Raw genomic sequence first — 18170 nt, forward strand, 5'->3', positions numbered from 1 at the left:
AATCAATTTTATATAAGGCAGACGTCGTGTTGAAAGACTAACAGTTGATGAATGGTTAACACAGTTAACGGATCACGCTGTAACTATCTCTGGAGGTGAATCCCTGAGAACCGGGGAAATCATTGGACATAATTACCATATTGAATATCGCTTTACTTATTATCTTGATTGCATTGACTGCATTTTTCGTAGCATCGGAGTTCGCTGTAGTCAAAATTCGTACATCAAGAGTGGATCAACTGGTCGCGGAGGGCAATAAAAAGGCCGTATTGGCTAAAAAAGTTGTCTCGGACCTGGATTATTATCTGTCAGCCTGTCAGCTCGGTATTACGGTCACTGCACTGGGACTGGGAGCGCTCGGAAAACCGACGGTTGAGAGATTGTTATATCCGGTATTCAATTATTTAGATGTACCTGCTTCAATCTCGTCGATTGCTTCCTATGCGATCGCCTTTATCCTCGTCACGTTCTTGCACGTGGTTGTTGGTGAGATGGCACCGAAAACGTTGGCGATTCAATTTTCAGAAAAACTGACATTAATGCTCGCCCCATCGCTATACTGGTTTGGTAAAATCATGTATCCGTTCATCTGGGCGCTTAATGGAACATCACGTGTTCTTCTGCGAGGATTCGGTGTGAAGCCTGCCAAACATGATCAAGCCTACTCGGAGGATGAGATCAAAATCATCATGAACCAGAGTTATGAAGGTGACGAGAACAACAAGACCAAGCTTTCATATCTGGAAAATGTATTTGTGTTCGATGAACGTGATGCCAAAGACATCATGGTACCTCGTACAGAACTGGTGACATTAGATCAGGATATGACCTATGACGATATTATTCCTATATTGGATGAACATAACTACTCACGTTACCCTGTCATCGAGGATGGGGACAAGGACCGCATTATCGGCGTTGTGAATGTGAAAAAGATTTTGCCTGACATGGTAGCCGCAAGATCGTATCAACTAAGCGAGTTCGTTCGTGAGATCCCATTTGTTTCCGAAGTTACAAGTATCCAGGATGCAATGATTAAAATGCAGCAGGAACGTGTACACATGGCCGTGGTCGTGGATGAATATGGGGGTACCTCGGGTATCATTACGATGGAGGATATTCTGGAGGAACTTGTCGGTGAGATTCGCGATGAATTCGATGCCGATGAGGTGGCCGATATTCAGGAGACCGGAGAGAATCAATATCTCATTAATGGCCGGGTACTTTTGGATGAAGTGGAGCGGCAGTTCGGACTTAGCTTTGAAGGTAATGAAGAGATGGATACCGTTGCTGGATGGATTCAATACCAGAAGGGTGTAGGTGTGGAAAAAGGAGACACGGTAGAACACGGCGATTATGTCTGGACCGTTGTGGATACCGAAAACTATCACATCAAACAAGTTCTTCTGGAACGAGTGAGCGGCGCACAGGTTGAGGAAGCTACTAGCGATCTGGCGTGATCTTGGTTGGTTCGATCATGACTGTAATCTAGGGTTTAACTGCCTATTTGGCTACTGCCCTCAGAATTTAAAACGTTTTGGCAACGTAACAGTGTAGGGGGACGGAATCGATTCTGAAGAAGCGTAGCGTTCGCGTTTGCAAACCAATTTTAAACCTTTGAAAACAACAATCAGGAAAATTTGGAGGCAATGGCGATCGGAAGAACGAGCCGTCACCGGAACGTCACTCGTGCAAACCTTATTTTAAAATTTAATGGAGGTGAATCCCTCAACCCGAGGGAAATCATTGGACGGAATAATAGCCTTGAATTTATTTTTAGTAGCCGTATTTATAGGTCTGACAGCCTTTTTCGTTGGAGCCGAATTTGCAATTCTTAAAGTACGGATGTCCCGAATCGATCAATTGATCTCGGAAGGCAACAAAAAGGCAGTACTGGCCAAAAAAGTGGCGCACAACCTGGATTATTATCTGTCGGCATGTCAATTGGGGATCACCATCACGGCACTGGTATTGGGAGCCTTGGGTGAACCTACTGTTGAGAAAATGCTGCATCCGCTCTTTGAGCGAATGGAAGTACCAGCGGCATTGTCTACCGTGCTTTCCTATGGTATTGCTCTGGCGATCATTACGTTCCTGCACGTGGTTATTGGTGAATTGGCACCGAAAACCCTGGCGATTCAGTTTGCAGAGAGAATGACGCTGTTGCTGGCACCACCACTGTATTGGTTCGGTAAAATCATGAATCCATTCATCTACGCGCTAAATGGAGCTGCTCGTCTGTTGCTTGGCATATTTGGTGTAAAACCTGCCGGGCATGATACCGTTCACTCCGAAGAAGAGCTGAAGCTGATTATGGCACAGAGCTACGAGAGTGGCGAGATCAACCAGACGGAGCTGGACTATCTCAAAAACATTTTTGCTTTTGATGAGCGTCTGCTTCAGGAGATTATGATTCCACGAGATAAAATTGTTACTCTGAATAAGGAAATGCCGATTGATCAGATCATTGAGACGCTAAATCGACATGAATACACGCGATACCCTGTTATTGCAAATGGGGATCAGGCACATTTTGTTGGCTTTATTAATACCAAAGAAATGCTGACGAGTGTGGCTGCGGGCAGAGATTTCAATATGGAGACATTTGTTCACAATACACCGAGTTTCTCCGAGCGTTCTCCAATCAAGGATGTACTGATCCAGATGCAGCAAAGCCGTGTACACATTGCAACCGTGAAAAACGAGGCAGGTGCTACGGTAGGTATGGTTACGATGGAGGATATCCTTGAAGAGATTGTCGGAGATATCAAGGATGAATACGAGCATAAAGATTTGGTGAATCCACCAAAAAGAATTAAACTGGTTTAAGAAGCAGCAATACAAAAGTGATACAGGAATACGAAGCAACCTAATCAATCGTTATACGCTAAGCAGGTTCCCGGAGTGATCGGGGCCTGCTTTTTGCATTAAATCTTAATTTTAAAATAAAAGCTTGCATAATGTGGTCCAATGGATTAATATAAATTTAAAGAATCTTAATTTAAAGATAAATAATAGAAACCAATAAATAAAAGAAGCAAAATAAGTCGAACTAATAACTTACACGTAACGAAGAGGACAGAAAAAACCTAAAAAAGCGAAGCGTTCGCCTTTATCCCCGGATTTTCCCTTAGGAAAAGAAATCAAAAAAATCTGGGGATAAGAGCGATTGGAAGGTTATTCTGTCATCGTAGTGTCTGTGTAAATAAACCAAGGGAGTGGAGATTATGTTCAGAACTTCAGGAATTCATCATATTACAGCTTTTGTTGACGATGCGCAGAAAAACGTTGATTTTTATGCAGCTGTGTTGGCGCTCAGACTGGTGAAAAAAACAATAAACTTTGATGCACCGGACGTGTATCACTTGTATTACGGGAATGAGCAGGGTGCACCGGGCACAATCATTACCTTTTTCCCACAGCAGAATTCAAGAAGAGGTGTCATTGGGTCAGGTCAGACTGGAGTTACCGTATATGCGGTTCCTGTAGGAAGCCTGCCTTTCTGGAAAGAACGTCTTGCTTCCTTCGATATTCCATATGAAAATAAAACCAGATTTGGTGAGCAGTACATTCGTTTCTTCGACAAAGGCGGTCTGTTGCTTGAACTGGTTGAGCGTGAAGGCGGTCAGCCAAGCAACTGGAGTTTCAACGGTGTGACACCGGAGCATGCCATCAAAGGATTTGGCGGAGCCGTATTGTTCAGCCACGTTCCTGAGAAAACCATGGACGTCTTGGTGAGCAAACTGGGTCTGGAGCAAGTCGGTGAAGAGAACGGACTCCTTCGTCTTCAGGCAAGCGGCGATATTGGTCAGATCATTGATATTCAGTCCACAGGTATCCAACGCGGGATTGGTGGAGCCGGAACGGTTCACCATATTGCATGGCGTGCCAAAGATTACGTGGAACATGAACAAATTCAGCAGGATCTTGAACAATCCGGATATCATCCAACGCCAGTCATTGACCGTCAATACTTCAACGCTGTGTATTTCCGGGAGCCGGGTGGTATACTGTTCGAACTGGCTACGGATCCTCCGGGATTTGCACGGGATGAACCAGCAGAGAGCATGGGTGAGAAACTGATGTTGCCTGAATGGTATGAACCACAGCGTGAGCAGATTGAACAATTGTTGCCACGAATTGAAGTACGTGAATGGAAAGGAGAGTCCAAATCATGACCACAACCAATACAATGAAACATATCTATAAAGCAGGTGCTCAGCCGGATGCGCCAACAATCCTGTTGCTTCATGGCACAGGCGGAACCGAGAATGATCTGATCGGTCTGGCGGAGATGATCGCACCAGGAGCTGGCATACTTGGGGTGCGGGGTAATGTATCGGAGAACGGGATGCCCCGTTTCTTCCGCCGCCTGGCCGAAGGCATTTTTGATGAAGAAGATCTGATTGCTCGTACGGCAGAGCTGGGATCTTTTGTAGATGCAGCTGCGGTGGAATACGGTTTTGATCGGTCCAACGTGTATGCACTGGGTTACTCTAACGGTGCCAACATTGCGGCAAGCTTGATCTTCCATCAAGCAGACGTATTCAAAGGTGCAATTCTGCATCACCCGATGGTACCGTTGCGCGGACTCGAACTGCCGGATCTGAAAGGTCTGCCTGTGTTCATTGGTGCGGGCGAGAACGATCCGATTGTACCAAGACGTGAAACCGAGGAACTTGCTTCGCTGCTCAGCGGTGCAGGTGCCGATGTAAACACGCATTGGGAGCGTCAGGGTCATCAGTTGACTCGTACTGAGGCAGAAGCTGCGGCAGCTTGGTTTAAGACTCAGGCGTAAATTGGGTGGATAGACGGTTATGAAACGTATAGAGACAGCCTGATCGTGAAGATCGGGCTGTTTTTTCTTTTTATTTAGTCATCGTTAGGAAGAGGAAATGATTGACTGGTGTTATGTAACCGTTACTAACCGGGTAAACATTTGAATGTGTAGTAGATAACCTTGTATGCTTAGTGATATAGCTATGTATCAACATCATGAACTGGAGGGGTTAATGTGGAACGTAACATCAAGGAACTGGTACAGCGGATGACACTGGAAGAAAAAGCGGGTATGTGCTCGGGCCTGGACTTTTGGCATCTGAAAGGGGTGGAGCGTCTTGGCATTCCATCCATCATGGTGACGGACGGACCTCATGGGCTTCGCAAGCAGGATGGGAGTGCGGATCATCTTGGGCTAACGTCGAGTGTGCCTGCAACCTGTTTCCCGTCTGCGGCAGGATTGGCTAGTTCATGGGACAAGGAGCTGGCGCGTCAGGTCGGGGTGGCTTTGGGAGAGGAATGTCAGGCCGAGGATGTAGCGGTATTACTTGGACCGGGTGTAAATATTAAACGTTCCCCATTGGGTGGACGTAATTTTGAATACTTTTCCGAAGATCCGTTGTTATCTACGCAGATGGCTACCGGTCATATTCAGGGTGTGCAGAGCCAGGGTGTGGGTACGTCTCTCAAACACTTTGCAGTTAATAATCAGGAAGAACGGCGTATGTCGATTGATGCGGTGGTGGATGAACGGACGCTGCGTGAAATTTATCTGGCGAGCTTTGAAGGTGCAGTGAAGGATGGACAGCCGTGGACGGTGATGTGTTCTTACAATAAGGTGAACGGTACGTATGCAGGTGAGAATGAATGGTTGCTTACGGATATCCTGAAAGACGAATGGGGACACGAAGGTCTTGTGGTATCAGACTGGGGTGCGGTCAATGAACGTGCAGACGCTCTTGCAGCAGGACTGGAACTGGAGATGCCAACAAGTGGTGGAATCGGTGAGCGTAAATTGATCGATGCCGTAGAAAGCGGACAACTGCCGCTGGACAAGCTGGATCGGGCGGTGGAGCGTCTGCTTACGCTGATCTTTAATGCCGTTGATCAAAAGCAAGATGGGGCTACATATAACAAGGATGAGCATCACCAACTTGCGCGTAAGGTGGCAGCCGAGAGTATGGTTTTGCTGAAAAATGAAGAAGGTATCCTGCCGCTTGGGCGTGAAGGCGATGTGGCGATAATCGGGGCATTTGCGCGTAAACCTCGCTTCCAGGGCGGGGGAAGTTCCCACATTAATCCGACCAAAGTGGATGATATTGTGGAAGAGATGACACAGGTGGCTGGCGAAAGTGTAACCTTCTCGTATGCCCCAGGTTATCGGATTGAAGCGGATGATGTGGATGAGACATTGATGCATGAGGCTGTTCAGGCAGCACAGTCAGCGGATACCGCTGTTGTGTTTGTTGGATTGCCGGATCGTTATGAATCCGAAGGGTATGATCGTGCCCATTTGCGTCTGCCTGACAATCATATTCGTCTGATTGAAGAGATTGCGAAGGTTCAATCACGTGTCGTCGTTGTGCTGAGCAACGGATCTCCAGTAGAGATGCCTTGGTTACCGCAGGTGCAAGCCGTGCTCGAAGCTTATCTTGGTGGACAGGCTGTTGGTGGAGCGATAGCTGATCTGCTGTATGGTGAGGTGAATCCGTCCGGTAAACTGGCGGAGACGTTCCCTGCCAAGCTCAGCCATAATCCATCCTACTTGAATTTCCCGGGCGAAGGGGATCGTGTCGATTACCGGGAAGGCATCTTTGTTGGTTACCGCTATTATGACAAAAAAGAGCTGGAGCCACTGTTCCCGTTTGGTTATGGACTGAGTTATACGACATTTGAATATGCTGATCTGAAGGTAGATCGCACAGAACTGACCGATCAGGATGAGGTGAATGTGCAAGTAAGGGTCACCAATACCGGTGACAGAGCGGGCAAGGAGATTGTACAGTTGTATGTCAGCGATGTAGAGAGCACAGTTATTCGTCCGGTAAGAGAATTGAAAGGATTTGCGAAGGTGGCCCTTGAACCTGGAGAGTCCAAAGTGGTGAGCTTCACACTAAACAAACGTTCATTCGCCTATTACAACGTAGATATGAAGGACTGGCATGTGGAGACCGGAGAGTTCGAGATTCAGGTAGGCAGTTCCTCACGGGACATTCATGTGCACACACGTGTGAATGTAGAGTCTACAGCGACATTCCTTCCAACCTATACGCGTAATAGTACATTGGGTGATATCCAGCGTGATCCGGCCCATAAACAGCTACTGGACCAGGCTTTGCAACAATTCAAGGAAGCCAGTGGGTTCGGCGGTGATGATGCCGGGGATCATGCAGATATGATGGATGCGATGATGAAATATATGCCGCTACGAGCACTGGTTGCGTTTAGCGGTGGGGCCATGACGGAAGAAGCGATGAATGAACTTCTGGAGCAGCTGAACAACAAGGATCATGGTATTCGGGGATAAGGGGCAGCGGCCTTAAACCGAGATTTGTCCATCCTTGGATTAAACGAATGTGCAATCCGTGCAGGCACTGCGCACGAAGCAACAGGAAGGTGTATATGAGGGCCAGCCGTTTAGTAGCTGGTACATTTACCCGATCCGATCATGGATCGGGTTTTCTTTTTGTATAAGGAAAAAGGAGGGTTACCGAAACGGTGGGATAGGGATGATCCTTGCAACGTGACAGAGGAGACAGGACTGCTGTAACTTGATGAAGCAATATGGTTGTCGTATAGCATGGATTATTCTATAATGAAGTAATTGATAATCATTTTCAATTAGATTCGGTGAAAGATGACTATGCTTGTAATCAGGAGGGAACATGGATCCTAATCCTAGCTCACATACGTTTGGTTCAAGTGCGTTTGTTCAGACCCGTGATGGTCGCAAACTACATTATATGTCCAGGGGAACAGGAGAGCTGACGGTTGTATTTGAGTCCGGTATGGGCGCCTCCAGATCAAACTGGGGACTGGTTGCACCAGCCATTGCTGAGCATGCACGTGCTGTCGTGTATGACAGGGCAGGGGCGGGACGAAGTGATGTCGACTCGGCTCCCCGCAGCCTTGAACGCATTGCAGGGGATCTTGGAGAACTGCTGACAGCTCTGGGCCCGGGCCCATTCATTCTGGTTGGACATAGCTGGGGCGGTCCGATTGTACGGGCTGCGGCAGCTGCACATCTATCTCGATTACATGGCATTATCCTGGTAGATCCATCAGACGAGCATTGCGAAATGTATTTTTCCAAGCTTGCTAAAAAGAGCTTTGCCATCAATGGTTTCATTATTCCAATCATGGCGCGAACTGGCTTATATAAGATGCTTGGCAGCAAAGCTGGAAGTGTTCAGCCTGACGATGTGGCAGCGGATCACCTCAAGGAGGATTTCACTGTACGGGCAGCCAGCACGATGCTTGCGGAAGGCAAAACATTTCTGGATGACATGGCAGCGTTGCTGGAACATCCTCCGGCTCTGGGTAATCTGGAAGTTAGCGTGATCTCGGGTACGAACCCGGGCAAGGGAGAGGGGAAAATCAGACCTGCCCTCATCACGGCGCATCGCCAGACGGTGAGCCAGCTATCCAATGCGAGATGGATTGGGGCCGATCAATCGGGACATATGGTTATGTATACAGACCCTCAGGTCATTATTAATGAAATTGTACGAATGATAAATGATGTGAGCTCAGGCGCAAGAACAGAACAAAAGTGATACAATACAAAGAAAAGCAGTGCGCGACATTGCTAGATAAGTTGAATTTAATGATTTACACGATAACGGAGAGGACAGAAAGAACCTGAAAAAGCGAAGCGTTCGTCTAAAAGCTTTCTGAAAGAAAGCTGCATCGGAAGCATACGCTATCACCGGATTTTTCCCTTGAGAAAAGGGAATCGAAAAAATCTGGGGATAACAGCGATTGGAGGGTTATTCTGTCATCGTAGTGTCAGTGTAAATAAAATTTAGTTCAACATATATAGACCATAAAAGCGGAGTGTGGAGACAACATGAAACCAGTTGAACAAGAACCAACGGGAACCACAAGTCCCGGTCGTGCCAGTGTTGGCATGGAAGATATCGTACGCGCACATCATGTGCTGCGTGAGGTCATTGTTAGAACGCCGTTACAGCGGGATGCTGTATTGTCGGCCAAATATAACTGTAATGTGTATCTGAAAAGGGAAGACCTTCAAGTGGTGCGTTCGTTCAAAATTCGGGGCGCCTATAATATGATTCGCAGTCTGACACCAGCCGAGATGGAGAAGGGTATTGTCTGTGCAAGTGCGGGCAACCATGCTCAGGGTGTTGCTTTTAGCTGTAATGCCCTTGGAATTAACGGCAAAATCTTCATGCCGAGTACAACACCGAACCAGAAGGTGAAGCAGGTGCGTCGCTTTGGTGGAAACAACGTTGAAGTGGTGCTGATCGGGGATACGTATGATGACGCTTATGCTGAAGCGATGCGTGCATGTGACGAACAGGGCATGACGTTTATCCATCCTTTTGATCAACCGAAGATTATTGCAGGTAATGGTACGGTAGCGATGGAAATCATGGAAAGTCTCGATGAGAATGCCGACTATGTGTTCGTGACAATTGGTGGCGGAGGGTTGGCAGCCGGCGTGGGAACCTACATGAAGACCGTGAGTCCAGAGACACGCATCATTGGAGTTGAGCCACTTGGGGCAGCTTCCATGAGTGAGGCGATGTTCCGCAAACAGGTTGTGACGTTGGATGATATTGATAAATTCGTGGATGGTGCAGCGGTGAAACGGGTTGGCGATCTCACCTTTGATATCTGCAACAGTATACTTGATGACATTGTGAAAGTGCCAGAAGGCAAAGCCTGCACAACTATTCTGGAACTCTATAATGAAAATGCGATCGTTGTCGAGCCTGCCGGTTCCTTGGCTGTTGCGGCGCTTGAGCAATATCGTGAGCAAATCGTGGGCAAGACGGTGGTCTGTGTTATTAGTGGCGGGAACAACGATATCGACCGGATGCAGGAGATCAAGGAACGTTCCCTGATCTATGAAGGTCTGAAGTATTATTTCATGGTTAATTTCCCGCAGCGTGCAGGAGCTTTACGTGAATTCCTGGAGGAAGTTCTAGGGAAGAATGATGATATCACCCGGTTTGAATATACGAAAAAGCATGATAAGGAAAATGGCCCTGCCTTGGTGGGCATCGAGCTGATGTACAAGGAAGATTACCACCCGCTCATTGAACGCATGAACCGCAAAGGTATCGCCTATACCGAACTGAACAAAAATCTAAATCTGTTCAACATGTTAATCTGATGAATAATTCCAAAATGCAATTAGATCACCACGAAACATCTCCTCTGATCAGACCTGCACGCATAGAAGATGCTGATCAGGTTATTCTTTTGCTGTATCAGGCGATCGGGGACATTGCTTACTCGCTAGCGGGTGAGGCGGATCATGAGAAGGCGATGCAGATTTTGCAGGAGTTCTATGTACAGGAAAACAACCGGATTAGCTATCGTCATGTGACAGTGATGGAGCAGGATGGGCTGATTGCGGGGATTCTGGTAGCCTATGATGGCGGAGAAGCAGATCGTCTGGACCAGCCGATTCTGGATCGACCTGGACGAAGCCGGGATGAGAAGTATACATTGGTCAAAGAGACCCGTCCGGGGGAGTATTATCTGGATACTCTTTCGGTAAGTGAAGCTTATCAGGGGCAGGGCATCGGCCGGGCACTGATGGCTGCTTTTGAGCAGCAGGGCAGAGATCTGGGTCACTCGCAGGTATCCTTGATTGTAGAACGAGACAACGGCCGTGCGCTAATGCTGTACGAACGGCAGGGATATGTCAAAGACGATGTGATTGTCATCGCAGGACATGAGTATAATCATATGGTCAAACCGATTCAATAGTGCAGGGAGCTGACCGGTTGAGTTAGTTCTGATGATAAAGCATGAAGAAAACCGCCACAGGAGCGAATCCTGTGGCGGTTTTTGTTGTGGTTATCTGTTGGGATTTAGCCTGAATTTGAACCGGGTGTTAACCGTGGGAGCAGATTAATTCAATAATTCGCGTAGTCGCTGACCGGCACATTCTGCTCTAGCCATTTCTCGACAGCAGCGGTTTTCTCGAATTTGGCTTCGGTTACGATGTCCATGAACTTTTCGAGTTTGGTCAGGAAGGCACTGTCTTCGGATGAGTTACGTTGTAAGACAGCTTTGTAACCTTTCTGGGCATTGGCTGTCATTTTGTTCGTTTCATAGTCAAATAAAGGCGTATTATTCAGGCCATAAAAGGTATACAAGGTATAGTTATTCATCAGGTTCTTCACCTGTTGTACCCGATTGGACTTCGGATATTCGTTCAGGAATCGTTCCTGATTCAAAGCGCGATTGAGAATCTCCTGATAGCCAATGACCAGTGCACCATCATCGGCGGCAAGGTTGCTGGTTTCAACTGCCATAATATTAATGTATTGTTTGATGTCTGGTTTCACGTACGAGATATATTTCTGAAAAGCCATATAATTCATGATCGGATAGAGGGAACCTTCCAGCATAACCAGGCGATAACCGCTATCCCGTGCCTGCTGGAGCAGCGCACGCAGACTGGTGTCGTTGGTGCGGCTCATCAGTTGGGTGAAGCTATCATTCCACTTGTAGGCTTTGATCATCTTGTCTTGAACATTAGGCACCAGTAGACGGTCCGTCATGGCTGTTAACGCCTTGTTGCGGGCATTCTCCAGTTGTAAGACCATCAGAGTTGCATGATAAGTGGTGACTTGATTGATATGAGATTCGAGATAAGTATCCGCGGCAGGCAAGCCGTTCTTTTTGTAGAGCATGGACTGAAATGTTTTATATATCGTTGTTGAACCGGCAGTTGTGACTTTGGTATCTGTACTGGAAGAAGCGGCAGCAGCGACTCCGGATAATGGAGCGACAGCCGTTTGGAGCAGCATGAGGATGGCGGTGGCTGTAATGAAGGTGCGCATGCCTTTACGTTTGGCAGATTGGAACGATGATGTCATAGATATGAACCTCCCGTAGTTGAGAAAATGATAGGTGTTGTTCACTAGTCACTATACATTAACCCAATTGGTGCAGGATGTGGTTGCGGAATGGTGACAAATTCTTCTGTTATTTTTAACTTTTGGAGGGTGGAAGATAGAGGAAGTTTTCTGAGAAAATATTTTTTGTACAACTGGAAACTTTTGAGCCGATCGGAACGTCTTAGTTGTGCATAGGAAAATACAGGAATTAATGAAAAGAACAGCGAATCTATTTCGATGTTAACTAAATGTGAGAATGGGGATATGGGATATGAGGAAAGCGGGAGGAAAACAAGTGAAGAAGGTAATGTCAGCGCTGGCTGTATCGGCCATGCTGATGTCCGCACTTCCAACGTCGGTTATGGATGCAGCCGCGAGAATCAGCATATACATCAATGATGCAGAGTTATCATCTGCTCAGGCACCTGTCATGAAAGGTGGACGCGTACTCGTTCCGCTTCGGTCGATTTTTGAAGGATTGGATGCGAAGGTACAATACACGAACAGAACCAAAACGATTGTTGCAACTCGCGATGATCAGGAAGTTAAATTGACACTTGGTTCCAAAACGGCATACATCAACGGGGAAGCGATATCGTTGGATGTACCTGCGAACACGATTAAGGGCAACACGATGGTTCCAATTCGTTTTGTCAGTGAAGCTTTTGGAGAAAAAGTATTCTGGAACTCACGCAATCAGCGTGTAGATATCAAGACAACGGCAACACCTCCAGTGGATGAGACACAATATGCTGCATGGAACATCTACGGGTCGGTATCTGGAAGTAACGGAGATGGTCGTGACCTGACCGTGAGCTTCACACGTCCAACTTCAGAGAAGGCGGTATCTGCTTACCGGATTATGCTGGTGAAAACTCGCGATGTGAATAGCTTTACGGAGTCCTCAGCAACTGCCGTACCTTCTGCAAACTATACATCTGTTACACCGAATGGCAGCAACCCGAAACTGACACTTAATGCACAGACGCGTGACGTGAACGGGGATTTGCTCAATAGTAATGAAACGTATCGTCTGTATGTACTGACTGTTGGTAACAGCAGCAATAATTATAAAAATGCATTGAACTGGTCTTCCCAAGCATTGAAGCTCAATAATGTGAAATCCACAGTACAGGCGGTTACAAGTCTGCGTGCCGCAGATATTAGTGACTATGGCGATGGCCGCGATCTGGAGATTAACTTCACGCAGCCGAGCACGACATCGAACATTACGTATTATCGTGCTTTTGTAGTCAAAGCGAAGGACTCTTCTGCGTTCAATCTGGCTGCAGCGAATAAAGTGTCCAGTGCAAACTCCACGATCATATACAAAGGAAACAGTACCGCAGTGAAAAGCCAGCTGACTTCTTCGACACGGGATACGTCTGGCGAAATGATTAAAAGTGGCACAGCGTATGTGGTCTACATCTTGTCGGTAAGCACTAATACAACAACAGACAGCAAGCTGTCCGCAGCATCATCTTCACTTACGTTGTCCGTGAACACAGCAACGTCTCCAGTAATTACGCAGGTGAAGGATAACTCGGATTATGGAGATGGTCGTGACATTCAGGTGAGCTTCAACCGTTCATCGGATGAGTCCAAGGTGGCGAATTATCGCGTCTTTGTGGTGCGTAACTCGGTTGCCAGCAACTTTAATCTGACAACGGCGAGTAACCTGTCCTCCAGTCTGTACTATACGGTCAATAAAACAGGCAACAACATTACAACGACATTACCTTCATCCATGAAGGACACAAGTGGTTATAATGTAACGAATCTGCAAGATTATCGCATCTTTGTGATGGCGGTGGGCAATCAGCAAAATGGATACACCAATGCGCTGTCAGCTTCCTCCACAGCTCTGAGACTGACAACGACCGGTAACGCGGGAGTCATTAGCAACCTGGCTGTTGCGGATATTGGTGACAACGGTGATGGGCGTGATCTACGGGTGTCTTTCAACAAGGCCGCGGATGAGTCCAGAATCTCTGGATATCGAGTATACGTTGTTCGCTCCGGTAATGCGGGCAACTTCACACTAAGTGCAGCTAATGCGTCGAACTACTATACGCAGGTGAACAAAACGGGTGGTAACTTGTCCGTTACGCTTCCGAATGCATATGATACAAGCGGTTCCCTTATTTCCAATAACGTTTCCTATCGTGTATTCGTTATGTCAGTAAGCAATAGCGGAAACTCAAGTCAAAATGCGTTGTCTTCATATTCTTCTCAGATCACACTGACTGCGAACACGGCTGTTACCGCTCCGACCAGTGTGACTGCAACGGACATCGCGGATAACGGAGATGGACGTGATTTGCGTGTGACATTTAATCGATCATCGAATGAGACGAACGTGTATCATTACCGTGTATTTGTAGTCAAAACTTCCAACTTGAGTGGATTTGATTTGGCGGAAGCTAATCGGAACTCCAACTTTAAGGTGGTAAATAAAGCTGGAGGAAGCGGAAATTACACGGTGACTTTAGACGATACCAAGGCAACAGATAGTACAACTATTCGCAATGATGAGAACTATCGCATATTTGTACTTGCGGTAAGTAATACAGGTAATTCATCCAATGTGCTGTCAACGGCCTATGCAGATGTTAAATTGTCCGTAACTAGTGCAGTAGGAGCAGTTACAATTACTAACGTTGAAGTTAAGAAAGAAGAGCAAGCTGCAGGTAATGCTACCGATGTAAAAGTGACATATACAAAACCAGTCCCTGATCAAGCCATTGGACGTTATGTGTTAATGGTAGTACCTGCATCTACAACTTTCGATCTAAATGCGGCCAAAAAAACTGCGAAATCCAGCAATTCACTCGATGTTTCTACAAGTACAGTTACAGAACTTCCTATTTCTTTATCCGATAGTAATGGTGACGAGATCAAAGCTGGAACATACAAGGTTGTTATTTTATCCGAATCATCTGACGGTAAAAGGGAATCAAATATAACTACGTCGACTCCTTTCATAATTAAAGCAAAAAAACAGGCACCAACGACTGTTGATAGTGTAATAGATCTAAAAACAACTGTAAGTGCTTCTTCCATTAATATAAGTTTCACTAAGCCAAATGAAGTAGGCATCGCTCGTTACGATGTGTATATCATTAAAGAAGAGAGCAGCTCAGGAACTACTGGGAGAGTTTTAACAGATGTTAGTGTAGGTGGTACTTCTTCAGGGACAGCAATAGTGGATATTGGAAATTCCGCCAATGATTCAAATAATATGGCTTTTGGAGCGGGTAAATACAAAGTTTTGGTAGTCTCAGTGGTGAGTGAGCCGACGAAATATACATCTGTCAGTGCAGAAGGCACATTTGAGATTTTGCCAGCTTCTTCTGGCAATGGTCAGTGAACTGACAATACGGGCGCGGGAACTTCAGGTGGTAATGGCACTCAATCATCTGCTGCAGACCCCTCCCGCCAGGTTCATGAATCCAGATAGACAAATGCGGTTGAAACGCATACTGGGTAATTAATTTTTAGGAATTTAAAGCCATTAACTCCCTTTCCAACCGGAAAGGGAGTTTTTAATATTCCCGCGTAGACACCGCTTAACATCCTCGCGGCAATTCACTTGATAAAAAATTTGTCGCCAGAACGGTTCCTTAGACCAATGTTGCATTTGAACCAATTATTGGATAATAAAGGGAAGTTGGCTATATAGATTAAACTAACATTTACATGAAACGGAGTGGCTAGTGTAAAAATCTTTAGTTCACTTTATGTAGAAGCCTATGAGCCGAAAGGAATGATGGAATGCTTGCGTTTCGTTTGACGGGCCTGCCGGATTCCCGGTTGCCGCTGTACCTGTATTGTGTGGGGACGCAGGAAGAGAAAGTTCTGCATAGACCGGATGGATTTCCGGTGTATCAGTTGTTTTTGTCACGCGGTGGTGAAGGGCAGTTCAAGATAACGGGAAAAGGGACATGGACGATGGGAGCAGGGCAGTTATTCATCGTGGAACCCAAGGTTGCGCATGAGTATGTGCCTCATTCCAAATCCACAGGAGAACTGGGTTATATCGGCATTGGCGGTGCATCGGCTGGATCGGTACTACTACAATCCACGGGTTTGCTTCAGAACGAACCGTGCCATATCTCCGGTTTTGAAATCATCTGGTCACGGATGACCAATCTCTGGCATGCGCTGGATCGAGGTGCAACGGAGATGTGGAACACATCAACCCTGATCTACCAGCTTATTTTAGATATAGCACAATCGATAATTCCATCTGATGTTGCTAACGTAGGTATTGGATCATCTAGGGCACAGGGCGGCACTGTAAAACACTCTAATCGGGAGCCCGATCCGAGCAAGGATGCACTCGTGCGAGCGGTAGCATTAATGCATACGCACTATCAGGACAATCTGTTATTGAAGCATGTTGCTGACGCAGTGGGTTATTCGGTGCAGCATCTCAACCGACTATTTCACCAGCATTATGGCGTGACAGGACATCAATATATGCAACGATTACGTTTGCAGGAGGCTTCGGACTGGATGGACAAGCATCCACGAGCAAGTGTACGAGAGGCGGCAGAGACCGTAGGGATGGAAGTGAACTATTTTATCCGGATGTTCAAGCGGGAGTTTGGAGAGACACCGGGCAAAGGAATCAAACATCGGAACCAGCTCCAAATGGAAAAAGACCTCACGAATTCGTGAAGTCCTTTAATCGATTATATAACGTGTTATGCTGTTTTCTTTTGTCCAAATAAAGGCCTTACCGTTGCAAGTCCCACAACTCCGATCACGGCACTCACCCACGGAGCCAGTGCAAATACCGGAAGTTTATCACGTAGTGGATACCCTACAAACAGCACAAGGACCACGATGACGATGTAAATGATGATTCCCTTAAGGTTAACCTTAGGTACGGTGTTCTTGTCCGCTCCTTCATCGTCCGGTCGCTCAGCAAGGCGGCGAAGCATCTCCACCAATGCAATACCGCCAACTGCCGCAACGATCAGAGAGAACAGACTGATGTGTTGGAACGGCTCCGTATCTCCGCCAGTCCAACCCACGAACAATCCCACACATCCTTGAATCAACATGACAAAAGACAAAGCCGCCCAAGCGATCATGGCATACCACTTTGGTGTCCGTTTCACAGGCTCTGGATTCTCAGTTGGCTGTGGTTCTACAGCGTTGGCATTCTTTTTCGATGAAGCTGTTGAACTATTATCACGGGTTGGGCTGGATTTACCCACCTCAACGGCAGTCGTCTTCTCCGGTGCTGTATTTGTAATCCCTAGCTGTGCATGGATGTCTTGTTCCAGATCAGGTCCGTATAACTCGCGAGCGGGTTTGTTATCCCGCTGAGCCTGTACGATTGCTTTTCCTGCGGAGAGTATCCACTCTTCCTGTGTTCTCTCGTCCGCTGGCGCATGACGCGCAATTGTGCTGATCTCGTCATACAGTTTCACATGTTCAGGTGTCATTCGACTCATCTCAGTTATTTGCCGATTCTGTATTTCTTTAAGCTTCTTATAGGAAATCCCCAATGATTGCTCCCCCTGTCTACACACGTTCTGATCTTCCAATGGACTGAAGACCCTGACGGTATTTTAGTATACGGGAAGGGCTCTCGTTTCGCAAAGTCATTCCTTATAAAAAAGCTGCTCATGGTGGACCCATATCCATACACAGGCCAGTATAACACAGGTGCATAACAGCACCAGTTTACCGTGATGTTGAATCCATTCCAGTAGATGTTCCATGAATTCATTCCTTTCGGCCGAAGGATTCCGAGGCATATGCTACCTATGTTTGTTCATTTATTTTCCCCTGTTCATGTGAAAAAATACCCTCACGCCTCCCAGATCTAACGATTGTGTGAAGTATGCATAAAGAGCAGCCGATTCCATCACAATAGTAGCATTTCCAACAGAAATCCAAGATTGGAGTGTGCTTGTTATGGATAAACAAACAGAATTGACCCGGAAGCTGCTACTGAACAGCAACTCCCGTGGAGTCGTGGACGAGGTTGTATCCTTTGAGGAGAATCTGGAGGATACGGAGTATGCAGAAGAACTGACAGATGGCAATTTGAAGGGAAGAAGTTTCTGGGACAATACTGATTCGGGTCATGAGCATGAGTGGAATGGACGGGTGGAGACTCACGAGATGTTCCGTAGAAGCTACGAATAACGATCCTGCAACACTTGGTTTGAATTCCAAATGATATCTGGGCCAGCTGTCATCAGCGTGGCTCATTTTTTTGCGCTTATTATCCGATAAACTGTAGATTGGTAGTCGACGCAGAAAGGG

13 protein-coding genes are annotated in these 18170 nt (G+C 46.6%); 11 read left to right on the forward strand and 2 right to left on the reverse strand.

The genetic code is table 11. From position 1 onward, the window contains the following. Positions 1–122: 122 nt before the first annotated feature. The 8 genes from MKY95_RS03925 (at position 123) to MKY95_RS03960 (ending at position 10743) form a co-directional block, all read left to right on the forward strand. On the forward strand, positions 123–1460 hold the full coding sequence (locus MKY95_RS03925; RefSeq protein WP_036606064.1) for a hemolysin family protein: 1338 nt from the start codon (positions 123–125) through the stop codon (positions 1458–1460). Between the two features lie 286 nt (positions 1461–1746). Continuing rightward, positions 1747–2829 carry a hemolysin family protein gene (locus tag MKY95_RS03930; RefSeq protein ID WP_076320039.1) on the forward strand — a complete coding sequence of 361 codons (1083 nt, stop codon included), beginning with the start codon at positions 1747–1749 and terminating at the stop codon, positions 2827–2829. Positions 2830–3224: 395 nt separating this feature from the next. Continuing rightward, a complete protein-coding gene (locus tag MKY95_RS03935) occupies positions 3225–4178 on the forward strand; it encodes a ring-cleaving dioxygenase (RefSeq protein WP_100526417.1) in 954 nt (317 codons plus the stop codon). Between the two features lie 14 nt (positions 4179–4192). Beyond that, positions 4193–4798, forward strand: coding sequence for an alpha/beta hydrolase (locus tag MKY95_RS03940; RefSeq protein WP_036668429.1), 606 nt, complete (start codon positions 4193–4195; stop codon positions 4796–4798). Positions 4799–5014: 216 nt separating this feature from the next. Further along, positions 5015–7306, forward strand: coding sequence for a glycoside hydrolase family 3 C-terminal domain-containing protein (locus MKY95_RS03945; RefSeq protein ID WP_036668390.1), 2292 nt, complete (start codon positions 5015–5017; stop codon positions 7304–7306). A gap of 358 nt (positions 7307–7664) precedes the next feature. Next, positions 7665–8555 carry an alpha/beta hydrolase gene (locus MKY95_RS03950; RefSeq protein WP_076320038.1) on the forward strand — a complete coding sequence of 297 codons (891 nt, stop codon included), beginning with the start codon at positions 7665–7667 and terminating at the stop codon, positions 8553–8555. A gap of 293 nt (positions 8556–8848) precedes the next feature. Further along, complete coding sequence (gene ilvA / locus MKY95_RS03955) at positions 8849–10141, forward strand: threonine ammonia-lyase IlvA (protein ID WP_036606060.1); 1293 nt, start codon at positions 8849–8851, stop codon at positions 10139–10141. Continuing rightward, complete coding sequence (locus MKY95_RS03960) at positions 10141–10743, forward strand: GNAT family N-acetyltransferase (protein ID WP_235193731.1); 603 nt, start codon at positions 10141–10143, stop codon at positions 10741–10743. Before ilvA ends, MKY95_RS03960 begins: the two co-directional genes overlap by 1 nt. A gap of 149 nt (positions 10744–10892) precedes the next feature. Here the strand turns inward: MKY95_RS03960 and MKY95_RS03965 are convergent, their stop codons facing one another. Next, entirely contained in the window at positions 10893–11861 is a 969-nt protein-coding gene (locus MKY95_RS03965) for a hypothetical protein (protein WP_051449576.1), read from the reverse strand. 316 nt (positions 11862–12177) lie between these two features. Between MKY95_RS03965 and MKY95_RS03970 the strand changes: the two genes are divergently transcribed. Together MKY95_RS03970 and MKY95_RS03975 are read left to right on the forward strand one after the other, a co-directional pair. Then, entirely contained in the window at positions 12178–15252 is a 3075-nt protein-coding gene (locus MKY95_RS03970) for a copper amine oxidase N-terminal domain-containing protein (RefSeq protein WP_036668389.1), read from the forward strand. A gap of 404 nt (positions 15253–15656) precedes the next feature. After that, the gene (locus MKY95_RS03975) at positions 15657–16565 is read left to right on the forward strand and encodes an AraC family transcriptional regulator (RefSeq protein ID WP_051449575.1); all 909 of its coding nucleotides are present in this window, start codon (positions 15657–15659) and stop codon (positions 16563–16565) included. A gap of 26 nt (positions 16566–16591) precedes the next feature. Here the strand turns inward: MKY95_RS03975 and MKY95_RS03980 are convergent, their stop codons facing one another. Beyond that, positions 16592–17404, reverse strand: a complete 813-nt coding sequence (locus MKY95_RS03980; RefSeq protein ID WP_339196959.1) for a DUF1129 family protein — start codon at positions 17402–17404, stop codon at positions 16592–16594. A gap of 412 nt (positions 17405–17816) precedes the next feature. Here MKY95_RS03980 and MKY95_RS03985 point away from each other — a divergent pair, with 412 nt between their 5' ends. Continuing rightward, a complete protein-coding gene (locus tag MKY95_RS03985) occupies positions 17817–18050 on the forward strand; it encodes a hypothetical protein (RefSeq protein WP_036606058.1) in 234 nt (77 codons plus the stop codon). The last annotated feature ends 120 nt before the right edge of the window (positions 18051–18170 follow it).

The sequence above is a fragment of the Paenibacillus sp. FSL P4-0176 genome (assembly GCF_037975265.1).
GTDB lineage: Bacteria > Bacillota > Bacilli > Paenibacillales > Paenibacillaceae > Paenibacillus > Paenibacillus amylolyticus.